This window comes from Prescottella defluvii, from assembly GCF_000738775.1.
Lineage (GTDB): Bacteria > Actinomycetota > Actinomycetes > Mycobacteriales > Mycobacteriaceae > Prescottella > Prescottella defluvii.
The window spans coordinates 58,767-78,992 of sequence record NZ_JPOC01000038.1 but is presented as its reverse complement, the minus strand read 5'-3'; the positions used below and the strand labels follow the sequence as shown (position 1 = coordinate 78,992).

General features: G+C 68.5%; 20 protein-coding genes and 1 riboswitch. Of the genes, 11 read left to right on the top strand and 9 right to left on the bottom strand.

The genetic code is table 11. The features are described from left to right. Positions 1-49: 49 nt before the first annotated feature. On the bottom strand, positions 50-799 hold the full coding sequence (locus IJ15_RS26060; RefSeq protein ID WP_156112114.1) for a DUF6777 domain-containing protein: 750 nt from the start codon (positions 797-799) through the stop codon (positions 50-52). A gap of 370 nt (positions 800-1,169) precedes the next feature. On the opposite strand from IJ15_RS26060, the gene IJ15_RS0115055 reads away from it, so the two are divergent. From IJ15_RS0115055 to IJ15_RS0115040, 4 genes are all read left to right on the top strand, one after another. Then, positions 1,170-2,045 (top strand): hypothetical protein, encoded by an 876-nt coding sequence (locus tag IJ15_RS0115055; protein ID WP_031939172.1) that lies wholly within the window; start codon positions 1,170-1,172, stop codon positions 2,043-2,045. Between the two features lie 133 nt (positions 2,046-2,178). Then, positions 2,179-3,903 (top strand): thiamine pyrophosphate-binding protein, encoded by a 1,725-nt coding sequence (locus IJ15_RS0115050; protein WP_031939171.1) that lies wholly within the window; start codon positions 2,179-2,181, stop codon positions 3,901-3,903. Then, complete coding sequence (locus IJ15_RS0115045) at positions 3,875-4,531, top strand: hypothetical protein (protein WP_031939170.1); 657 nt, start codon at positions 3,875-3,877, stop codon at positions 4,529-4,531. Before IJ15_RS0115050 ends, IJ15_RS0115045 begins: the two co-directional genes overlap by 29 nt. Before the next feature lie 7 nt (positions 4,532-4,538). After that, entirely contained in the window at positions 4,539-5,582 is a 1,044-nt protein-coding gene (locus IJ15_RS0115040; RefSeq protein ID WP_031939169.1) for a 3-oxoacyl-ACP synthase III family protein, read from the top strand. Here the strand turns inward: IJ15_RS0115040 and IJ15_RS0115035 are convergent. Genes IJ15_RS0115035 through IJ15_RS0115025 form a run of 3 tightly spaced genes read right to left on the bottom strand, consistent with a single transcriptional unit; the run spans position 5,579 to position 9,171 of the window. Next, positions 5,579-6,955: an FAD-binding oxidoreductase gene (locus IJ15_RS0115035; protein ID WP_031939168.1), complete on the bottom strand. Its 1,377-nt coding sequence runs from the start codon at positions 6,953-6,955 to the stop codon at positions 5,579-5,581. The genes IJ15_RS0115040 and IJ15_RS0115035 overlap by 4 nt on opposite strands. A gap of 60 nt (positions 6,956-7,015) precedes the next feature. Then, positions 7,016-8,125: a glycosyltransferase gene (locus IJ15_RS0115030; protein ID WP_031939167.1), complete on the bottom strand. Its 1,110-nt coding sequence runs from the start codon at positions 8,123-8,125 to the stop codon at positions 7,016-7,018. Beyond that, complete coding sequence (locus IJ15_RS0115025; protein ID WP_051918936.1) at positions 8,110-9,171, bottom strand: helix-turn-helix transcriptional regulator; 1,062 nt, start codon at positions 9,169-9,171, stop codon at positions 8,110-8,112. Before IJ15_RS0115025 ends, IJ15_RS0115030 begins: the two co-directional genes overlap by 16 nt. Positions 9,172-9,280: 109 nt before the next feature. Between IJ15_RS0115025 and rfbB the strand changes: the two genes are divergently transcribed. Both rfbB and IJ15_RS0115015 read left to right on the top strand, forming a co-directional pair. Beyond that, positions 9,281-10,276: a dTDP-glucose 4,6-dehydratase gene (rfbB, locus tag IJ15_RS0115020; RefSeq protein ID WP_031939165.1), complete on the top strand. Its 996-nt coding sequence runs from the start codon at positions 9,281-9,283 to the stop codon at positions 10,274-10,276. Positions 10,277-10,436: 160 nt separating this feature from the next. Next, on the top strand, positions 10,437-10,988 hold the full coding sequence (locus IJ15_RS0115015; protein ID WP_231569543.1) for a pentapeptide repeat-containing protein: 552 nt from the start codon (positions 10,437-10,439) through the stop codon (positions 10,986-10,988). A gap of 14 nt (positions 10,989-11,002) precedes the next feature. On the opposite strand, the gene IJ15_RS0115010 is transcribed toward IJ15_RS0115015, so the two are convergent. Further along, on the bottom strand, positions 11,003-12,010 hold the full coding sequence (locus IJ15_RS0115010) for a lysylphosphatidylglycerol synthase transmembrane domain-containing protein (protein WP_031939163.1): 1,008 nt from the start codon (positions 12,008-12,010) through the stop codon (positions 11,003-11,005). A gap of 52 nt (positions 12,011-12,062) precedes the next feature. Continuing rightward, positions 12,063-12,788, bottom strand: a complete 726-nt coding sequence (locus tag IJ15_RS0115005; protein WP_031939162.1) for an LbetaH domain-containing protein — start codon at positions 12,786-12,788, stop codon at positions 12,063-12,065. Between the two features lie 112 nt (positions 12,789-12,900). On the opposite strand from IJ15_RS0115005, the gene IJ15_RS0115000 reads away from it, so the two are divergent. Beyond that, the gene (locus IJ15_RS0115000) at positions 12,901-14,001 is read left to right on the top strand and encodes a DegT/DnrJ/EryC1/StrS family aminotransferase (protein WP_031939161.1); all 1,101 of its coding nucleotides are present in this window, start codon (positions 12,901-12,903) and stop codon (positions 13,999-14,001) included. Positions 14,002-14,003: 2 nt separating this feature from the next. After that, a complete protein-coding gene (locus tag IJ15_RS0114995) occupies positions 14,004-14,972 on the top strand; it encodes a Gfo/Idh/MocA family protein (RefSeq protein WP_031939160.1) in 969 nt (322 codons plus the stop codon). Here the strand turns inward: IJ15_RS0114995 and IJ15_RS0114990 are convergent. The 3 genes from IJ15_RS0114990 to IJ15_RS0114980 all read right to left on the bottom strand — a co-directional run bounded on the left by IJ15_RS0114990 (position 14,965) and on the right by IJ15_RS0114980 (position 17,764). Next, entirely contained in the window at positions 14,965-15,987 is a 1,023-nt protein-coding gene (locus IJ15_RS0114990) for a phosphatidylinositol-specific phospholipase C (protein ID WP_031939159.1), read from the bottom strand. The genes IJ15_RS0114995 and IJ15_RS0114990 overlap by 8 nt on opposite strands. Before the next feature lie 141 nt (positions 15,988-16,128). Then, complete coding sequence (locus tag IJ15_RS0114985; RefSeq protein WP_031939158.1) at positions 16,129-17,163, bottom strand: MBL fold metallo-hydrolase; 1,035 nt, start codon at positions 17,161-17,163, stop codon at positions 16,129-16,131. 106 nt (positions 17,164-17,269) lie between these two features. Next, positions 17,270-17,764: a DUF3293 domain-containing protein gene (locus tag IJ15_RS0114980; protein WP_031939157.1), complete on the bottom strand. Its 495-nt coding sequence runs from the start codon at positions 17,762-17,764 to the stop codon at positions 17,270-17,272. Positions 17,765-17,862: 98 nt separating this feature from the next. Further along, a riboswitch (SAM riboswitch) is annotated at positions 17,863-17,975 on the top strand. Positions 17,976-18,133: 158 nt separating this feature from the next. On the opposite strand from IJ15_RS0114980, the gene IJ15_RS0114975 reads away from it, so the two are divergent. From IJ15_RS0114975 to IJ15_RS0114965, 3 genes are read left to right on the top strand one after another with little or no spacing between them, the layout of a single operon-like run. Continuing rightward, a complete protein-coding gene (locus IJ15_RS0114975; protein WP_031939156.1) occupies positions 18,134-18,775 on the top strand; it encodes a vWA domain-containing protein in 642 nt (213 codons plus the stop codon). 28 nt (positions 18,776-18,803) lie between these two features. Then, complete coding sequence (locus IJ15_RS0114970; RefSeq protein ID WP_031939155.1) at positions 18,804-19,208, top strand: hypothetical protein; 405 nt, start codon at positions 18,804-18,806, stop codon at positions 19,206-19,208. Between the two features lie 31 nt (positions 19,209-19,239). Then, a complete protein-coding gene (locus IJ15_RS0114965; RefSeq protein WP_031939154.1) occupies positions 19,240-20,136 on the top strand; it encodes an arginase family protein in 897 nt (298 codons plus the stop codon). The last annotated feature ends 90 nt before the right edge of the window (positions 20,137-20,226 follow it).

Here is a 20,226-nt window from a genome sequence, read left to right as displayed (position 1 = left end):
CATGGTGTCCTCCGCTGCAGTCAGACCGCGTCCGGGCGCTTCCCTGCGGTTACTCCGTCGGTGGAGTCGCCGTATCCGGCGCTGTCACACCGGGAACTTTGTCGGCAGTAGTGGGTTCGCCAGGTTGGATCGGGTTCCCTGTTCTTCCCTGGGGTTTCTGGTTCTCCGGATCGCCGCCCTCGCCAGTGACCCCGCCGCCGCTCGTGACCCCGCCCTCGGGCGAGGGTGAGCCGTCCGGGGGTACCACTTCGAGAGGTGTGGATTCTCCGATCACGATGGTGGTCGATGGGCCGGAGGCGTTGAGTGGGCTGAGTTGTGTCGAAGACATGGGCTCCGCTGCAGGAGCGACCGTGACGACCTGGCCCTCATCGAAGTTCTTCCACCGCGGACCCGTGTACTCGGGCTTGGCAGCTGTCGGCTCGGCGAGCGGATTGCCGCACGCGCATCGCACCCGCGGAACGCCGCGGTTGTCGATCAGCACCGCCGTACCTGTTTGCAGAACGGATTGAAAGGGTGCTGCTGCATTGTTTTCGAAGCCGTTGTTGGTTACGCGGGTGTCACGGGTCAGGACGACCGGCGATAGTGAATTTACGTAGGACCGGACGTCGTCGGCCTGAACCACGGACTTGAAGGCGCGGTCCTGAGCAGGATTCGCCTCCAGGAAGTTCGACAGCTTCTCCCGATCGCAGACCGAAACATCGAGCGACCCGCCGTACAGCCCTGCCTCTTCGCCGGAAACGGTTGTCCTGTCCTGTGGCACTTGATCAGCGCGTTCAGTGGCACCGCTTGTGGTGGCCACCGATGCGGTCCACGGAGAGACGCCGCTCGACGTGGCCGCCTCCAGGAGAACCGCACTCGCCTCGGCCTCCGGAGCCTTGGAGCATCCGCCGACCGTGATGGCGATCGCACACACCACGACCGCTGCCGCACGACCGCGTCGTCTCCGCGGGCGGCTTCGGCGCGTCGCTCCGATGGACTTCGCAGAGCGGGTCATCCCGCTCCGAACAGGCGAGCTGTTCACTTCTTCAGTTTCTCATGCCGGATGCGGTCCGTGATTGCCGACTTTGGTGCCCGAAGGGGCAAATGGCGAGTGGTTCGGGCCGGATCGTACGCCGGTTGCAGTTGTCGCCACGGGAATCGGTCGCGGTGCCGCGTGCGATCATGTTTTCGTGAGCGCTGGGAGCGCGGCCGCTGCCTGGGCTGAGCAGCAGATCGCCTCGGTCCGCGACGATCCGGCAGGCCGGATCGCGCTGATGCAGCGCTGCTACTACGGCCCGTACGGCAAGGCTCCGCGGCATCTGCCGTTCCGTCGGGCGGCTATGTCGTTCATGGAATGGCAGCTCCGGCGAGGTTTGCTGCAACCACTGCCCAGCGATCATCCGGGTAGTCCATGGTGGCGTGCAGTGAACGAGCGCATCCTTCGTGATGGGTGTGAGGCGGTGGCCCTGAGCGGGGACCTCACCGGGCCCACCTCCTCACGAACGGTCGATTTCTGGATGTCCTTCGCCGACTACCCGACCGCTCGAGCCTGGTATCGGGCGCACAACGGGAGCGTGGTCGCCGCCTATCTCGAGCACCGCGCCCTGGCGGAGGCGGAGAACGAGGCTGAGCGCTTCTTCATGAATGTCGTGCTCTGCCGGGTGCTGTATGCCCACGCCCTCGTCGCGGCCCCGCGGATCTCACTTGCCTGGTTACGTCCGCTCGCCCCGTTCCTCGGTGACCCGAGACTGGGCATGACCGGGATCTTCATGCAGCTGTCTCGTCTCCTGCCGGACGAGTACCCCCTCGACAAGGGTGCGCGGTTCTATCTCGGTGACGAACTCGGATTCGGCCGGCTCCTGGACTACGGGGTTATTGTCCCGAGGCTGCAGCAGCTCTACGCGTGGTCAGCTCACGAGCTCGCAGCGCCGGGCCTGCTGGACTGTATCCGGGACGGAGCCCTCACCTACGCATGGTCATTCGAGGACCGGGACGTCTGGCAGCCGCCGAAGTCGTTCATCGTCCGGCTGGCCCGGCGGGTGCTCCCGGCGGAACGCCGTTCCTGAGCGCCCTCGACGACGGCATCGCGGTCCGGATATCCCCCGGGTGGGGGATGGTTCTCGACCCGATCCCCGGCCCACACTGGCGGTAGTCACAAGTAATTCCGGCGCGGGATGTTCCGGAGTTTGGAGGACCGCCATGGACACCGGAACCCGACATCCGGGACTGCACGGCCGCCGCGTCGTCGATGCCGTGGTCGACGCGATCGCCGACCTGGGGGTGCGCCACGTCTTCGGTGTGGACGGCGCCAACATCGAAGACCTCTACGACGCACTGTTCGCCACCGACCGCCGCGTGCAGGGGGTCGTGGCCAAGCACGAGTTCGCCGCAGCGACCATGGCCGACGGCTACGCCCGCACGACCAGCGGCCTCGGCGTGGTGGCCGCGACATCCGGTGGCGGCGCAATGAACCTGGTGGCCGGACTCGCCGAGTCCTACACGTCACGGGTGCCGGTGCTGGCCCTGATCGGGCAACCCGCCACCACGCTCGAGGGCACCGGTGCCTTCCAGGACTCGAGCGGCCGGGCCGGAACGATCGACGCGGTCCGGCTGTTCACCGAGGTCTCTCGCTACTGCGCCCGGGTGGAGCGACCCGACGACCTCGTCGGCCACCTGGAGCGTGCGGTCGCCGCGGCGTTGTCGGGTGGACCCGGAGTTCTGCTGCTACCGAAGGACATCCAGCAGTCCACCGTCAACGGAGCCGGCGCCTTCAGGCCGCCGCCTCGCCGATCCGGTCACGATCCGGCCGGTCTCGCTCGGATCCGCGATCTGCTCGCGACGGCCCGTCGGACCGGGAAGATCGTGCTCGTTGCCGGCGACCAGGTGGCGCGCGACGATGCCCGGCCGCAGCTGCAGGCCCTCGCCGCTGCGATGGATGCGGCGGTCGGGGTCGCCCCGGACGCGAAGGACGTCTACACGGCCGACCAGCACGGCTTCTGCGGCGTCGCCGGGACCATGGGGCACGTCGAACTGATCGAGGCGGTGCGGCACAGCGCGCTGTGCCTGCTGGTCGGCACCCGGCTACCCGCCACCGCACGCGCCGGCCTGGACGCCGCCGTGGCGGGCGTCCCGGTTGCCAGCGTCGGCGCCGAACCGCCGTACCTGCCCGCCGTGCACGCGGCCAGCCGTGATCTGCGTGGGGCGTTGGCCGAACTCGCCGATGCCTTTTCGGAGGGGGCCACACCCGACGCGGTCACTCCCGGCAGGCTGACCCCGCTCGAGGTCCCGGTGTCCGCCGGTTCCGGGATGCGCTACCGGGAGGTCGTCGAGACGATCGCGGCGATGACGCCCGCCGGGTCCGACATCTTCGCCGACGCCGGCAACACCGGCGCCGCGGTCGTGCACCACCTGCCGGTCCCGCGGGGCGGCCGGTTCGTCGTCGCGCTCGGCATGGGCGGTATGGGCTACAGTTTCGGCGCCGCGATCGGTTCCGGATTCGCAAGGCGGCGACGGACCTTCGTCATCGCGGGCGACGGGGCCTTCTTCATGCACGGCCTGGAGATCCACACCGCGATCGAGCACCACCTCCCGATCACGTTCGTGGTGTTCGACAACAAGGCCCACGCCATGTGCGTCACCCGCGAGCAGCTGTTCTACGGAGACCGCTACAGCTTCAACAGGTTCCGGGCGTCCCGGATCGCGGAGGGCGTCGCCGCGATGTTCCCGTCGATGCCGTCGTACCCGGCCCGGACCTGTGACCAACTCTTCGACGCCCTCGAGGCGGCGGCCTCGACCAGCGGCCCGTCCTTCATCGCCGTCGACTGTGATCCCGACGAAATCCCCCCGTTCCGGCCCTTCCTGGAACGTGCCCCGCACCCCGCAGAGGAGGCGCACCATGACCACCCCGCTGCCCGCCCTCAGTGACATTCCGGGCGGTGTGGTCCCCGGCGTGCTGAGGATCGAGACCTCCGACCGGGAGGCGACGACGCCGATGATTCTGGACATGCTCAGGTCGGTGTACCCCCACCACCAGGTTTTCGGCGAGTACTGCACGGTCAACGGGTACGTCGCCGCCCCGCCCCGCGACGTGTACCGGTACCTGTCGAACACCCGCAGTCTCGAGGAATGGACCTACAGCCTCCGGGGTTTCGCGCCCACCGAACAACCCGGCCTGTGGTCGGCCCACGACCGCCTCGGCAGCAACACGACCATCTACGCCCGCACCGTGACGAATCCGGACGCGATGACCGTCGACTACCACTGCGCCTGGGATCAGGGCCGGCATCTGTGGATGATCTACCTGCTCCGGGTGGTCGATGCAGGAACGGTGTTCGACAAGCCTGGATCGGTGGTGCTGTGGACCAACTGCCATCACCCGTTCTACGACAGCAACCCGTATCCGGAGACCGCTCCACCGGACCGCGGAACATGGGTCGGCGACCTCTGGGACATGTTCGCCGCCGGTCACCGACTCGAGCTGGACAACCTCACCGCGCTGTGCGAGTACCGGGCCCGGCAGGGTCTGCCGATCACACCCGATTGGATGGGGTGAGCGTCCGATGGACACGGTGAGCCTGCTCGACGTCGCCGGCTACCTGCCCGGTGATCCGGTGGGCACGGACTACTTCACCCGGTACGCCCACTCGGACCGGATGGCGCAGAACATCATGTTCCGCGCACCCACCCACCGCCACCACGTGGCCGCCGACGAATCCGCCGTCGACATGGCCGAACGCGCCATCGCGCCCCTGATCGACCGCCACGGCGCCGAGACCATCGCCGGCGTCGACGTCCTGATCACCCACACCCAGCTGCCGGACCTGCCCGCGCTCGGATGCGGGGCGGAATTGGCGCGCCGACTGGACATGACACCGGGGTGGATCCTCGACGTCCACAACGGCGGCTGCGCCGCCTTCATCCACATGCTCGAACTCGCCCGGACGATCCTGTCCACCAGCACTGCACGCACGGCGTTGATCGTCGCGACGCAGAACAGTGCCGGCCAGATCTTCACCCAGCCCGACGTCCGTCCGCTGGCGCAGGCCGCGGTTCCCGGTGACGGCTGCGGAGTCGCCCTGGTGGGTGTCTCGGACCGCGCCCCCGTCCTCGGTATCGAGACCCGCCACCACCCCGAGTTCGCCGGGGACATGACCGCCGTCATCGACCCACCCCGCAAGTACTGGGCGCCCGGCACCGGGCAACTGCGAATCTCCTTCACCGACTCCAAGATTGCCGCCGTGTTTGCCCGTGGAAACCGGCTCGTCCCCGAAGTGGCACTCGCGGTGTGCGATCGCATCGGTGTGACTTCCACCGATATCGACACGTTCGTCACCAACCAGCCCAACCGGTTGTTCCTGCGGAACTGGCGCGACGCACTCGAACTCACACCCGAGCAGCATCCGGACACCTTCGACGACTGCGGAAACCTGTTCGGTGCCGCCATCCCGATCACTCTCGACATCGAGAATCGGGCCGGCCGGATCCCGAACGGGTCGTTGGTGCTGCTCGCCGGATTCGCGCACGCCGGTGACTTCGCCGCCGCGGCAGCGCTCCGGTGGGGTGCGCAGCCTTCCGGTACGGCGCCCGCTCCGGGCCGAAACTAGCTGGACACCAGACGAAGTCGACGAGCGAGGTCGGAGACGAAAACCCCGCCGGGGTCGATGCGGTCCCGGGTCGCCCGCCATTCGTCGAGTCGCGGGTACATCCGGGCGACCCGTTCGGGGGTGCTCCGTGAGTCCTTGGCGAAGTAGAGCCTGCCGCCGAGATCGAGGACACGTTCGTCGAGTTCGTCGCAGAACCGGCCGAGACCGTCGCGGATCGGGAAGTCGAGGCTGAGCATGTATCCCGGCTCGGGCCACGACAGGGGCGCCGGATTGCCGTCGCCCATGCGCTTGAACACGTTGAGGAACGACCGGTGCCCGGATTCGGCGATCGTGCGGATGATCTCGGCGAGTTGCTGTTCGGCGCCGAACGGAACCGAGAACTGGTACTGCAGGAACCCACCGGATCCGTAGGCCCGGTTCCATTCACCCAGCAGGTCGAGCGGGTGGTAGAACTGCGTCAGATTCTGGACGGTGCCCCGGCCGTGCTTCGGATACATCCGATACGCGGCCTCGGCCGCGATCCGCGTCGTGACCCGGTTGACCATCCCGCGGGGAAAGACGTCCGGAACGGTGAACAGCTGTGGGGCATTGAACCGCAACGGGTCCCGGCGAAGCTTCGGCGGCAACTGGTCGAGCGTGGCGAGCGAGCCGCGGGTGAATCCGGCCCTCCCCAGCTTCGGTCCGGTGGAAATCGTGTCGGGCACCGACATCGAGTAGTCGTAGCCCTCGTCGGAGCCACCGGTCAGCAGTTCCATCGTCTCGTCGAGGTTCGCGGTGCGATCGTGATCAGCGATGAAGTACGCGGTTTCGGTGTGCTTCATGCGCACTCGGGCCCGCACGACGATCCCGGTCAGTCCCATTCCGCCGACCGTGGCCCAGAACAGGTCGCTGTCCTCGCCGGACGGAGTCAGCGTACGAATGGACCCGTCGGCGGTGAGCAGGTCGAGTGCTTCGACGTGGTTGCCGAAACTGCCGTGCGAGTGATGGTTCTTGCCGTGGATGTCGGCGCCGATGGCACCTCCGATCGTGACCTGCCTGGTGCCGGGCAGCACGGGGACCCAGAGTCCGTGGGGGAGGACGGCACGCATCAGGGTGTCGAGGCTGACGCCGGCGTCGAGGTCGACGATGCCCGAGTCCGGGTCGATGTGGTGAATTCGATCGAGCGCGGTCATGTCCACGACGAGCCCGCCGGCGTTCTGCGCGGGGTCGCCGTAGCTGCGGCCGAGTCCACGGGCGATGACTCCGCGGGGCCCTGCAGTGCGTACGGCTCGGGCGATGGCATCGAGATCGGGCGTCGCGAGTACGTCTGCCGGTGTTGCTGCACGCCTACCCCACCCGCTCAGGGAACGCCGTTCGGTCCTGAACTCCGTCATCACAGTCACTCGGTCCACGATAGCCAGCGCGCCTAACCTGACGGCCGAGAACGGCGCAGATCAGAATCCGCGATCGATCAGCGTCAGAAGCCGATCCGCCGCGGTAGCGGCTCCGTCGGTGGCCCGGATCCGGTCGCCGAGCGCGGCGGCCCCGGCCCGGTAGCTGTCCGTCCGGAGGAGTTCGTCGAGGGCCTTGCGAATCCGATGGGGGTGCGCCGTCTTCCGGAGTACCTTGCCGGCGCCGGATGCGGCCACCGTCCTGCCGATCGTCGGTTGGTCGGACAGCCGGGACATCGGCAGGATCAGCATCGGCAGACCGTGTGCGAGGGCGCGGAAGGTGGTTCCGTGCCCGCCGTGCCCCACCACGGCGGAGCATGCCGGCATCACCTGATTGTGCGGAAGGTGCTGGTGAACAGCGGCATTCGCGGGTGGTTTGAGTTCCGTCGGATCGACGGAGGGGCCGGTCGTCACCACCAGTTCGATGTCCAGGCCTTCGGCGGCGTCGAGGAGGTTCTGCAGGACCCGGCGCTGGCCCGGGAAGCCGACGGTGCTGAGGCTGGCCAGAACCAGCGGCGGATTGCGGCCCACCGCAGGCTCCTTCGCGTCGTGCACGGCGCCGCTCCATGCCAGGTTTCCGTCGTGGGAGCGCCTGCCCGCCGGGTCGAGCTCGCGATCGGAGCACACCAGGGCCAGGTCGGCCTGCCGCCAGAGGCGACGCGGCCCCAGCCCCTCGAGTCGGGCGACGAGACCGAACGGAGTGCGTTGGATCATCCCGTCCAGGCAACCGAAGAACGTGGGAAACAGGGCGACGTGGCGAAGGCTCTCCCGCGCCGCCGTGTCGAGCGCATCGAACAACATGCAGTCGATCACCACGAGGTCGGCCGGATCCGCCCGTACCTCGTCGAGCAGGTCCTGCCCGATGCCGGGCCGCGTCATCACCGCGACCATCCTGGTGACGAGCTTCCAGGTGCCGTGGATGTCGTGCGGATCCCACGGGGGCGAGTGCCGGTAGGCACGGAACTCCAGCCCGGCGGCGTCGACGGCCGTGCGCAGGGCCTCGTGAGCGAGGACGCGCACACGGTTCCCGCGGCGTAGGAGTTCTCGCCCGATCCCGAACGTGAGCGGCACGTTGCCGCCGGCGTCGAGCGTGACGATCAGAATGTTCGGCATGGCGCCAGCAACTGCGCGACGAGTTCCTGGCGGCTGCCGACCCCGATCTTCGCGTAGATGCTCTTGAGGTGGTCCTGCACGGTGTACGGGCTGACGAAGAGTTGACGCGCGACCTCGACGCGCGTCTCGCCGGCAAGGATGTGGTCGAGGACCTCGGCCTCCCGGGCCGTCAGTCCGTGAACGGCGGCCAGTAGCGGGGCGATCTCCGACGGTCCCGCCGGTTCCAGCGTGACGGCCACCCGGCCCGCCGTGCCGCGGCCGTCGAGCTTCCCGGCCCGGACGACGACCCATTCCCCGTCGATCGTCCGGGCCCGCGTGACGGCGGCAACCCCTCCCGAGTTCCGCAAGCGTTCCGCCGCGAACACGGCGGGAACCATCCGGCTTCCCCGCTCGTCGGTGATCCGATCCAGGTAGGCCACCGCCGGCGCCGTGGCCGACTCCACCTCGTCGTCCGGTCCGAGAATCACCACGGACGGACCACCCGGTACCTCCGCCGGTGCCCGCGGTGCCTGCCGGATCAACGACAGGCGAAGCCCCTCGCCGATTGTGCCGGCAGCACCGGCGAGAAGCCGCACGTCGTCGCGGCTGAACCGCCGTCCGGGGCCACGCATCACCGTCCCGCAACCCCAGCAGCGCTTGTCCCGCCCGCGAAGGACGAACCGCATCTCGTCGTCCATCCCCAGCGGCTCGAGGATCTCGACGTAGGGCGACGTGCGACGGAGGTCCCCGTCGACGGCGTCACGGATCGTCTGGACCCCGACGGGATCGCGGGCCATCTTGCCGATGGCGTCCCCGTACGGCGGCGGACTGTGTTCCAGTCGGGCGGCGGTTTCGATGGCACGACGCGGCACGGAGCCGACGCCGATCGTCGTCTGTGACGTCGGTAGCAGCGTCGCCGGGTCGGTCATCGCCAGGAGCGCGATGTCGTAGGGGATGCGGGCGCGGATCGCGTCGAGGACTGCGTGCCGGAACTCGACACTGTCGGCGGATCGGAGCGCCGCGTCGGACACACTCGCGCGCAGCGATTCGACCTTCCGCGCGGTCATGTCCCCAGTATGCGCCCGCCGAAACCGCGCGGGACACCCCCGGAGTGGGATGGAGAACGGTCGCGATCGACCGCAATCGACGTCGTGGCCGTGGGTACTGTTTGTCCACATGAGGCTGCTCGTCACCGGTGGCGCCGGATTCATCGGCGCCAATTTCGTCCACCAGACCGTCACCGAACGCCCCGACGTCCGGGTCACGGTCCTGGACGCGCTGACGTATGCCGGGAACCGGGCCTCGCTGGACGCGGTCGCGGACCGGATCGACTTCGTGCACGGCGACATCGCCGACGCCGACGTGGTCAGCCGTCTGGTCGCCGATTCCGACGCCGTCGTGCACTTCGCGGCCGAGTCCCACAACGACAACTCGCTCGCCGATCCGTGGCCGTTCGTGCGCACCAACGTCGTGGGGACGTACACGCTGCTGCAGGCCGTCCGCGACCACGACGTCCGCTACCACCACATCTCCACCGACGAGGTGTACGGCGACCTCGAGTTGGACGACCCGGGCCGGTTCACCGAGTCCACCGCGTACAACCCGTCGAGCCCGTACTCGGCGACGAAGGCGTCGAGCGACATGCTGGTGCGGGCGTGGACGCGGTCGTTCGGGATCCGGGCGACGCTGTCGAACTGTTCCAACAACTACGGGCCCTTCCAGCACGTCGAGAAGTTCATTCCGCGGCAGATCACCAACCTGCTCGACGGCGTCCGCCCCAAGCTGTACGGGCAGGGCCGCAACGTCCGGGACTGGATTCACGTCGACGACCACAATCGGGCGGTGTGGGAGGTCCTCGAGCGCGGCACGATCGGGGAGACGTACCTGATCGGCGCGGACGGCGAGGTCGACAACCGGACCGTGATCGCGATGCTGCTGGAGCTGTTCGGGCGACCTGCCGACGACTTCGACTTCGTCCCGGACCGCCCCGGGCACGACCTGCGGTATGCGATCGACTCGACGCGGCTGCGCACCGAACTCGGCTGGGAGCCGAGGTATCGGGACTTCCGCAGTGGACTCGAGGCCACCGTGCAGTGGTATCGGGACCATCCCGAATGGTGGCGTCCGGCGAAATCGGCGACCGAGGCCGGATACGCACGCACCGGGCAGTAGCCGCAGCCTGCGCGAACGCCCCGATCCGGCCACGCCGTCGGTGTCGTCGCGGTACCGTGACCAGCATTCGTGTCGGGACAGTTCGCTCGGTCGTCGAACCGGAGGGGGCACTCGTATGGGGGCCGGACCGCAGAACAAGTCACGCCGTCACCGCAGGTCCGTGAGGGCCGTCGTGGTGGTGTCGGCCGTCGCAGCAGTGGGCTTGGGCACGGCGGCGGGGCAGGCCGCGGCCGACCCCGTCGCCGGGGCCCCGCCGTGCTCACCGATCCGGTTGGAGGGTCTGCTGGCCGGCGCGACGGCATCGGTGGCCCCGAATCTCGAGTTGCCGCTGCCCTGCGCGGACGCGGCCGGTGTCGGCTACGTCGGTCCCGCAGAGATCCAGGCCGGGGCGATCGGTTCGGCAGTCGCGGCCGGACTGGGCAGTCTCGGCCTGCTCGCCGCGAGCAGCATCGACTGGAACAACATCGGCCCCGACAACACCGGATCGTTCAACATCGGCTGGGCCAACACCGGCTCGAACAACGTCGGCTCGGCCAACACCGGCTCGGGCAACATCGGGTCCGCGAACACCGGGTCCGGCAACGTCGGCTCGGCCAACACCGGGTCCGGGAACCTGGGCTCGGTGAACACCGGGTCCTTCACCTACGGCTCGATGAAGACCGGCATCGGCTCACTGGCCGCGGGTTCGTTCGGCATCGGCACGCTCAGCTGAGCGGGCCGGCACGCTCACGCCTTGCTGGGAAGTGGGACGCGGGACTGCTCGTGCACCAGGGCGTTGCGCAGGGCCCGCGATCCGGCGAGTGCGGCGACCGAGCCGGCGAGCACCTCGCACAGCGTGAACAGCAGGCGCGAGGTCAGGGCGAGGGCGAGGGCGGTGCCGGCGTCGGCGACCGGCGCGAGCGCCGCGACGATCACCGCCTCACGGACGCCGATCCCGGACGGCACGACGAAGACCAGCACGCCCGCGCACATCGCCAGCGCGATCGCGCCGATGGAGGCGACCAGGCGGTCGGTGCCGAAGCCACCGAACGTCGACGCCAGGATCCACAGGTGGATGCCGTACGCGATCCAACTGATCGAGCACCACATCAGCGCCAGCCCGATCTTGTGCATCGTCAGCGGTCGCTGCAGCGGGGCGCGGCGCAGGAGCTTGAGCGCGATGTTCACGAGCTTGGTGAGCACCGGCGGGTACGCGCAGACGAGGGCGATGGGCACCAGCGCGATCACCGCGACCGCGGCCGGGGTGCCGATCTGGAACAGGGCCGGCAGACCCAGCAGCCCCACCAACAGCGCCGACGTCGTGCTCAGGCCCACCGTGACGAGCACGGTGATGAACGCCGCCGCCCCGGACACCCCGGCCCGGCGGGCCAGTTCGGTCTGCAGCACGAAGGCCCACACGCTGCCCGGCAGGTACTTGCCGAGCTGCCCGACGAGATAGCAGCGGGCCGCGTCGAACGCCGGAATCGGATGTTCGAGCGCACCGAGTGTGTGCTGCCAGGCCCGGACCGCGGCGCCCATACCCAGGAAGATGAAGATCGTCGACGCGACGAGCGACCACCACGACAGGTCGTGGATGGTGTCGCGGACCTCGGACCACTGCGACTTCACCGCGAAGCCGATCGCCACCACGATCGCCACGGTCACGACGATCCGGAGGCCGTTCACCAGCAGCGTTCGTTTGGTGTTGGGCGTCGACGCGGGCGGTTCGGCGACGGAATCGGTGTCGGATGTCATCCGAGTCCACTCCTCGCGTGGTCCGTCAGGGCTTCTCGACCATAGCAACCGTTCATACGGTGATCGCGAATCCCAACGGCTTCGCCGCGAGGGCACGCCACCACTCGAATGCAGGCGCGAGCGCCTCCGGAACGGCGACGTCGGACGAACCCGGCGTGTACAGGAGGGCGACGGCGTCGATGTCGGCGTCGGCGATGCCGGACCGGCTCATGCCGATCCGATTGACGCCGTGCAACTCGACCGGATTGCCGAACGCCTTCGCGTACGGCGGGACGTCCTTGACGACGACGGTGCCCATCCCGGTCACCACCCCGGCGCCGACGACGCGGCGCTGGTGCACCACGGTGTGCATGCCGATGTTCGCGCCGGCACCGACGCTGACGTGGCCCGCGAACGTCGAACCGGCCGAGACGACACACCGATCGCCCACCTGGACGTCGTGCTCGATCGCGACCCGGTTCATGACGAAACACCCGGCGCCGACGGTGGTGACCCGCTCGCTGCCCTGGTGCACCGTCGACAGTTCGCGGATCGTGGTGTCGGCGCCGATGACGATGCCGCGATGCGGCGCGGGCTCCGACCACGAGGCGGGGTGCGCGGCGCCGAGTATCTCGGGGGGCGCGCCGAGCACGGCGCCCGCGCCGATCCAGCACCGGTCACCGATGGTGAGCGGACCGGTGAGGACCGCGTGCGGTCCCACGGTCACGTCGTCGCCGATGACGACGCCGTCGCCGATCACAGCGGTGGGGTGGATGTGACAGTTCTGTCCGATCGACATGGTCCGGCGGGAATCCTTCCGGGGGCGGAGGGGCAGCACTTCGCTACCCTCAGGCGGTTGCCCCCGATGATTCGCGGGGTGTCTCGAACTGAATCTATCGGAGGGTCTTTCAGTGATTGCAATCTCGAGCATCTCGTTCGGGGAAGACGTCGAACGAGAGGTCCTGGACACACTGCGGTCCGGGATCGTGGCGCAGGGACCCAAGGTCAAGCGGCTCGAGGAGGAGTTCGCGGCACTGGTCGGCGTCCGACACGCGGTCGCCGTCAACAACGGCACCACCGCGCTGGTCGCGGCCCTCCAGGTGCAGGATCTGCAGCCCGGCGACGAGGTCCTGACCAGCCCGTTCACGTTCGTTGCGACGCTCAACGCGATCCTCGAGGCCGGTGCCACCGCCCGCTTCGCCGACATCTCCGCGACCGATTTCAACCTCGATCCCGCCGTTGCTGCCGCGCGGATCACCGATCGCACGAAGGTGCTGCTGCCGGTCCATCTCTACGGCCAGACCGCCGACATGGCGGCGCTGATGCCGCTGGCGACCGAGCACGGGCTGTCCGTCGTCGAGGACGCCGCACAGGCGCACGGCGCGATGTTCGACGGCCGTGGCGCCGGCAGCTTCGGTCTCGGCTGCTTCTCGTTCTACGCGACGAAGAACCTCACCACCGCCGAGGGCGGCATGATCACCACCGACGACGACACCATCGCCGACCGGCTGCGGGTGCTGCGCAACCAGGGCATGCGCGAGCGCTACGTGTACGAGATGGCGGGCCAGAACTACCGGATGACGGACCTGCAGGCCAGCCTCGCGCTGCCGCAGATGGCGTCGTACGCGCAGCAGGTGGAGGCGCGACGCCGCAACGCCGAGGCGCTGCAGGCGGGCCTGAAGGACGTCGCGGGCCTGCAGTTGCCGACCGAGATGACCGGCCGCGAGCACGTGTGGCACCAGTTCACGCTGCTGCTGGACGACGACGCGCCGATCGACCGCGACACGCTCGCGGCCCGGCTCACCGACAAGGGCATCGGCAGCGGCATCTACTACCCGAAGGCCGTGTACGACTATGAGTGCTACCGCGAGCACCCCCGCGTCGTCATCGAGGACACCCCGGTCGCCACGTCGGTCGCGTCCCGCTGCCTGAGCATCCCCGTCCACGCCCGGCTCTCGGAGTCGGACGTCGACCAGATCATCGCCGCGGTCCGCGGCGCCATGGAGGCCTGAGCATGAGCAACCCGAAGATCGCCCTGATCGGCGCCGGCAAGATGGGCTCGCTGCACGCCCGCGTGCTCTCGCAGTCGCCGCTGACCGACCTCGCGCTCGTCGTCGAACCGAACGCCGAGCAGGGCCAGGCCGTCGCCGACCGCTGCGGCGCGAAGTGGGCACCCGACTTCGCCGACCTGGCCGACGTCGACGCCGTCGTGATCGCGGCGGCCACGCCCGCGCACTACGAACTCGCCGGCCGCGTCCTCGATCTCGGCAAGCCGCTGCTCGTGGAGAAGCCGCTCGCCGCGACGTACGAGCAGAGCCTGGACCTGGTGCAGCGGTCGGAGCGGTCCGACGTGCCGCTGATGTGCGGCCTGCTCGAGCGCTTCAACCCGGCCGTCCGCACCGCCCGCGAGTTCGCCGGCGACGTGTGGCAGGTGACGGGTATGCGCCACTCGCCGTTCGTGTCCCGCATCCCGACCGGTGTCGCGACCGACCTGCTGATCCACGACCTGGATCTCGCGATCGGGTTCGTCGGATCGGAGCCGGTGCAGTCCCGCGCCGAGTTCGGCTACTTCCATCCGTCGTCGGTCGAGAACCGTGCGGAGGACAGCGCCGACGCCGTCATGCGCTTCGAATCCGGTGCGGTGGCAACCATTTCCGCGAGCCGGATCAGCCAGCGCAAGATCCGTCAGCTGTCGCTGCTCGAGGCGGAGCGGCTCATCGAGATCGACCTGCTGCGCCGCGACATCACCGTCTACCGGCACGTCGACCACGACATCACCGCGGACGGCAGCAGCTACCACCAGCAGACGATCATCGAGATCCCCACGATCCGCTACAGCGAGGAGCCCCTCGCGGCGCAGCTCGCGCACTTCGTGGGACTTCTCGGCGGCACCGGTGACGTTGCGGCCGAACGGGCCTCGATCCTTCCCGCACACCGTGCGGTGCACGAGGCGACGGTGTCCGCGGCGACGGCCGTCAGCTGAAGTTGCGGGCGATGACCGCCTGAACCAGCCCGGCGGACGGGAAGTCGGCCATGACGACTCCCGTCCGTCCGGTGGTGACGCGCAGGTAGTCCTCCGCGCGGGCCAGCATCCCCACCGTGCCCGGAGCGCCCTTGGCGACGGTGATCGGAACGGTCCCGGTGGCCATCACGACCGGTGACGCCCCGGTCGCGCTCAGATGGTTCACGAACAGCGTCGCGTCATCGCCGGCCGCCGCGCGCTCGAAGTGGGTGCGGGCCTTGTCCCACTTGCCCGGGACCGCGGCGAGGCCGGACAGTTCGAAGTCGTCCTGGATGTCCGTCGCCGGGCCGGACCACCGCGGTCCGTACTCGGACGTGGCCGTGAAGTCCTGCAGCACAACGATCTTGCCGCGGGTCGCGCTGAGCCCCGGGATCCCTCCGTCGTAGTCGGCCGGTGGCGTCCACAGGTGCCGGCCCAGCAGCTCGCTGGTGTCGGGGTTCTCGTGGATGTACCAGTCCAGCGTCGCCTGGTAGGTACGGGTGTTCTCCTCCTCCGTGTGCTCCTTCTTCAGCCGCATGAGCACGGTCTCGCTCGGATTCGCGCGGAGGAAGTCGGTGACGGTCCGGACGACGTCGGTGAAGTTGGCGTGCAGGTACTCCGGTCCGTGATGGATCGGGAACACGTCCCGGAAGTGGCGGGTGCGGATGTCGAGCGCGCGCACCCCGGCCCGCAACTGGGTGTCGAGGTCGAAATCCTGGGTGAGCGTCGGGATCGACGAATTGTGCGCCATGGTGTCGTGGGTGCCCGGCAACGACAGCGCGGCCAGGCTCGTCGCGTCGGACAGCGATCGCATCCAGTCGGGCGCCGACGCGGTATCCAGATCGCCGCGGCCGAAACTGCCCGCCGCGAGATCGGCGCTACCGAGGCTCGAGGTGGACTGCGCCGCCGCCGTTCCGGTCGGAACCAGCAGGAGCAGAGGACTCGCGGCGAACGCTCGCAGTACGGTGCGGCGTCCGGGACGGAGTGCGTCGGCCATCGGGGGTCCTCCCTGCGCGGGACGAACCCGCCGTTTCACGCGGAACCCGTCGGTCGACGAGGCGCGCCCAGTATCGCAGGGAAGACGCTGCGGCGGAGCCGATTCGAAGAAGCGTTCGGCTGCACTCTCCCCGTCGGCCTGTCACCGGTTGTAGAACGCGACGCCGTCGATCTCGACGAGTTCCACCGCGCCGCGGTGCGCGAGGACCTCGAGATGTGCGGCGGTCTCGATCACCGCGAAGGCCTGCAGCGGTCCGGGGAGGTCGGTGAGGCGATGGTGGTGTCGGGTCCACCTGAGGGCGTGTGCCGTCTCGAACGCGGTGACCTGCCGCGGCGGCATCGCGGCGAGGGTGAGGTCGAGGCGGGTGTGATGGTGCTCGATCAGCTCCCGGGCGCGGTCGGACGCGCTCGGCCCGGAGGGCCCGTGGGCGGGGAGCAGTCGAGACTCCGGCATCGTCTGGACCAGCAGCAGTGACGAGAGGTAGTCGTCCAGCGGCAGTCGGCCGGGCCCGGACTCGAGCCCGATCCAGGGTGTGATGCTGGGAAGTACGTGATCGCCGGTGAAGAACAGTGCCGCATCGGGATCCCAGAACGAGAAGTGGCCGTTGGTGTGTCCGGGCGTGGGGATCGCGACGAGGGTGCGGTTCTGCAGTTCGATCCGGTGCGTTCCGTCCAGCCACCGGTCGGGCAACTCCACGTCCACCTCGGAGACGCCCTGCAATGCGGCGCGGGTGTGACGGACCAGGTCGTCGGCGCCCGCGCGGGCGAGCAGGAAAGCTGAATTGAACGGGGCGGGGGAGCCTTTCGGCAGGGCCGAGTATCGCTCGACGGTTTCCCTCTCGCCGGCGCCGAGGCTGATGGGGGTCCCGTGCCTGCGTCGCACCGTCGCGGCCAACGAGTAGTGGTCGGTGTGCCAGTGCGTGATGAGGAACCGGCTGATCCGATCCACTCCGAACCCGATCTGTTCGAGACCTCGGTTCAGTTGATGCACAGCGTCGTCGGTGGCCCACCCCGAATCGATCAGCACCACATCCGAGCCGTCTGCGATCGCGTACACGTTGATCGCGGGCGGGCCCTCCGGCAGCGGCAGCGGGATCCGGAAGACGCCGGGCGCGATCTCGTGGGCGCCGGGATCGGTCCAGTGCGTCTGGGTGACAGGTGCTGTCTTGCGGGGCATCGGCATCGGGTACGTCCTTCGCGAATCGATGCCCCGACGTTCGCACGATCCGATCGTGGCCTCGACTCGCTACCCCGGTGAATGGGATCGGAGGGGCGACCGGTCTTCAGGAATGCGACTCCCAGCGCCACGGCCGATGGGTCTCGCGCTCGGTTGCGCACGCGAGGAGGGACCATCGCGGTCCGTTCCAGGCGAACACCGCGACCTGCCCGAACCGCGCCCCCAGCTCCCGCGCCTGGGCGTCGTCCAGGCCGATCACGGCGCGACTGTCCTCGCTGTGTGCTCCGTCGAAGCTGGACCCGACGGCGCGGATCGAGCGAAGGCCGGCCTCGCGAACACTCCTGTCCAGGAGAGCCATCCGCGCGAGACTGTCGTCGCTGTCGGGATCTGCGTCCGGCTGGACGGCGGTGATCACGTGCAATCGACCCAACGGCGGGGTGTCGCCACCTTGCTGATGATCGCTGAGCGGCCAGACAGTGCCGCTCGGACCTTCGGGGTCGAAACGAACCCGCGTGCGCAGGTAGTACTGCCACGGCGTATCGCTCTCGGCCAGGGCCGCCAGCTGTTCGGAGGGCGTCCAGGCGAAGTCTTCGTAGTTCACAGTCAACGAAGATACGACCCCCCGCCAATAGCCCCTTCACACCGGCAGATTCCGCGAAACACCCAAATCTGTCGGTGGTCCGTCCTATACTGATTGAGCTTCACGAGATGCGGCGCCAAGCTCCGACTGGCTGCACACCAACCCTCAGACGTACCGGGGTGGTTCGGATGACGAAGCGGCCCCCATCGCAAGGTGGCGGCAAGAGGCGCCCTCGTTCGCGGCGGGCTCGACCGCGGAAGTTCATCACATGATCGCAATTCAGTTCGTCCTGCCCCAGATCTTTTGATTCCTTCTGTATTCAACTGTGCCCGAATCGAATTGGGTCCAGTCACCTCGTTACGCCCCTTCCAGCAGAAATGGTGACCTGTCATGGCCAATGTCGAACTCACCCGTCTCGTCTTCCTGCTCGACCGTTCCGGCTCGATGCAGAGCATCAGGTCCGACGTCGAAGGAGGCTTCGCCGCCTTCATCGACGAGCAGCGCGGGGCTGCCGGCGAGTGCACCGTGACCCTCGCGCAATTCGACTCCTCCTACGAGGTCGTCTACCGCGACGTCCCCCTCTCGGAGGTTCCGGCGCTCGAACTCCGGCCCCGCTCGAGCACCGCACTGCTCGACGCGATGGGGCAACTCATCACCGAGGTCGGCGCCGACATCGAGGCTCTGCAGGACCACGAACGTCCGGGGACGGTCATCGTGGCGATCATGACCGACGGCAAGGAGAACGCCAGTCGGGAGTGGACCTACCCGGCCGTCAGGGCGCTGGTGGAATCGCGCACCGATCGATCGGATTGGCAGTTCGTGTACCTGGGTGCCGATCAGGACGCCATCGAGGTCGGTGCCCGAATCGGGGTCAAACGCGACCAGGCTTTGACGTACAGCAAGGGCAAGTCACGCGACGCCCTGGCCGCGGTCTCCGCGAACATCCGCAACTACCGCAACGTCAAGACCGTCAATCCTGGTGCCGCGATGCCGGTGTTCAGCGACCGACAGCGCGCCGAACTCGACGACTGACACCGCCCCACGAAAGGGGATATCTGCCATGCCATCTGCCTCCGGACCCGAATTCTTCGCCGACCCCGAAGGTGAAGCGAAGCGCTTCGTCGAGGAACTCCAGGCCGAGGCGGCTGTGCTGTCGATCGCGCCGCCGCGCTACGAGTGGAAAGCCGGCTACTGGTGCGCGGTCAAGAGCAATACGGGGTGGCCGAACGTCACCGGTTGGGCCGAGCATCGCGAAACGCAGCGCGTCTTCGCGAAACGGCTCGACGAACTGATGGCCGAAGGATTGGGGAAGGAGGAAGCGTGGCAACAAGCCCACGACCATTCGCTCGCCGAGATGTTGGTTCGGACCACCGAACGCAAGGAAGCCAGCGACCGGTATTACGCCGAACTCGAGGCCGGCATCGCACGCGAGGCGGGGACCGATCCCGCTACTTCGACTGATTGACAACGGCGGCGCGAAGCCGAGAGGAGCCTGCATGAAGGTGTACTACAGCGACGACTACGTCGGCGCGGCCTACGGGTTCGACACCACCCGGAAGGCCGCATGGATCGCGAATTCGTTGAGCAACAACCCCATCGGCAGCGTCGAACTTGTCGAGCCGGATCCGCTGGCACTCGACGAACTCGAACGCGTCCACGACCCGGAGTACGTCCAGGCCGTACGGACCGGCGAGCCGTCGGACCTCGCCGAGTCCCAGGGATTCGACTGGGATCCGGCACTGTGGCCGATGGTGCTCGCCTCGAACGGTGGCGTGCTCGCGGCTGCCCGCAGCGCCCTCGCCGACGGCGTCGCCGGATCGCTGTCCTCCGGACTGCATCACGCCAAACGCGATCGCGGGGATGGATTCTGTACGTTCAACGGCCTCGCGATCGCCGCGAAGACGCTCCTCGCAGAGGGCGCGGTGAGCTCGGTCCTGGTCCTCGACCTGGACGCGCACTGCGGCGGCGGAACGGCGGAACTCGTCGACCGGGATCCACGCATCCGGCACGAGGACGTCTCGGTGAGCCCGTTCGACAGCTATGCCGGCCACAGCAATTCGGCTCTGTGGGACGTAGACCGCGCCGAAGACTATCTGCTCACCGTCGAACAGGCTGTTGCCCAGGCTGACCGGATCGGTTCGTTCGATCTGTGCCTGTACAACGCCGGTATGGATCCCTATCAGGGCTGCGCCATCGGTGGCCTCGAAGGGATCACTGTGGAGGCGCTCGCGCGCCGGGAACGGATCGTGTTCGAGTGGTGCCGTCGGCGGGGACTGCCGGTCGCGTTCGTCCTGGCCGGCGGGTACGTCGGGTCGCGCCTGGACCAGAGCGAGTTGGTGTACCTGCACCGACTCACCCTGGCCGAGGCCGCTCGCACGACCAGTCGGCTCTAGCCGGTCGCGCGGGCCGTCGATGTGGCGATCTCGGCGCTGCGGCAAAACAGTACCGATTAGTATGCAAACCGCAGGCGGGGTGTGCTGTGG

What these genes read in the sequence shown, in the direction of transcription:
- IJ15_RS0115050 (WP_031939171.1), top strand. Translation starts at nt 2,179, where the DNA reads ATGGACACCGGAACCCGACATCCGGGACTGCACGGCCGCCGCGTCGTC.
- IJ15_RS0115045 (WP_031939170.1), top strand. Translation starts at nt 3,875, where the DNA reads ATGACCACCCCGCTGCCCGCCCTCAGTGACATTCCGGGCGGTGTGGTC.
- IJ15_RS0115040 (WP_031939169.1), top strand. Translation starts at nt 4,539, where the DNA reads ATGGACACGGTGAGCCTGCTCGACGTCGCCGGCTACCTGCCCGGTGAT.
- IJ15_RS0115035 (WP_031939168.1), bottom strand. Translation starts at nt 6,955, where the DNA reads ATGACGGAGTTCAGGACCGAACGGCGTTCCCTGAGCGGGTGGGGTAGG.
- IJ15_RS0115030 (WP_031939167.1), bottom strand. Translation starts at nt 8,125, where the DNA reads ATGCCGAACATTCTGATCGTCACGCTCGACGCCGGCGGCAACGTGCCG.
- IJ15_RS0115025 (WP_051918936.1), bottom strand. Translation starts at nt 9,171, where the DNA reads ATGACCGCGCGGAAGGTCGAATCGCTGCGCGCGAGTGTGTCCGACGCG.
- rfbB (WP_031939165.1), top strand. Translation starts at nt 9,281, where the DNA reads ATGAGGCTGCTCGTCACCGGTGGCGCCGGATTCATCGGCGCCAATTTC.
- IJ15_RS0115010 (WP_031939163.1), bottom strand. Translation starts at nt 12,010, where the DNA reads ATGACATCCGACACCGATTCCGTCGCCGAACCGCCCGCGTCGACGCCC.
- IJ15_RS0115005 (WP_031939162.1), bottom strand. Translation starts at nt 12,788, where the DNA reads ATGTCGATCGGACAGAACTGTCACATCCACCCCACCGCTGTGATCGGC.
- IJ15_RS0114995 (WP_031939160.1), top strand. Translation starts at nt 14,004, where the DNA reads ATGAGCAACCCGAAGATCGCCCTGATCGGCGCCGGCAAGATGGGCTCG.
- IJ15_RS0114990 (WP_031939159.1), bottom strand. Translation starts at nt 15,987, where the DNA reads ATGGCCGACGCACTCCGTCCCGGACGCCGCACCGTACTGCGAGCGTTC.
- IJ15_RS0114985 (WP_031939158.1), bottom strand. Translation starts at nt 17,163, where the DNA reads ATGCCCCGCAAGACAGCACCTGTCACCCAGACGCACTGGACCGATCCC.
- IJ15_RS0114975 (WP_031939156.1), top strand. Translation starts at nt 18,134, where the DNA reads ATGGCCAATGTCGAACTCACCCGTCTCGTCTTCCTGCTCGACCGTTCC.
- IJ15_RS0114970 (WP_031939155.1), top strand. Translation starts at nt 18,804, where the DNA reads ATGCCATCTGCCTCCGGACCCGAATTCTTCGCCGACCCCGAAGGTGAA.
- IJ15_RS0114965 (WP_031939154.1), top strand. Translation starts at nt 19,240, where the DNA reads ATGAAGGTGTACTACAGCGACGACTACGTCGGCGCGGCCTACGGGTTC.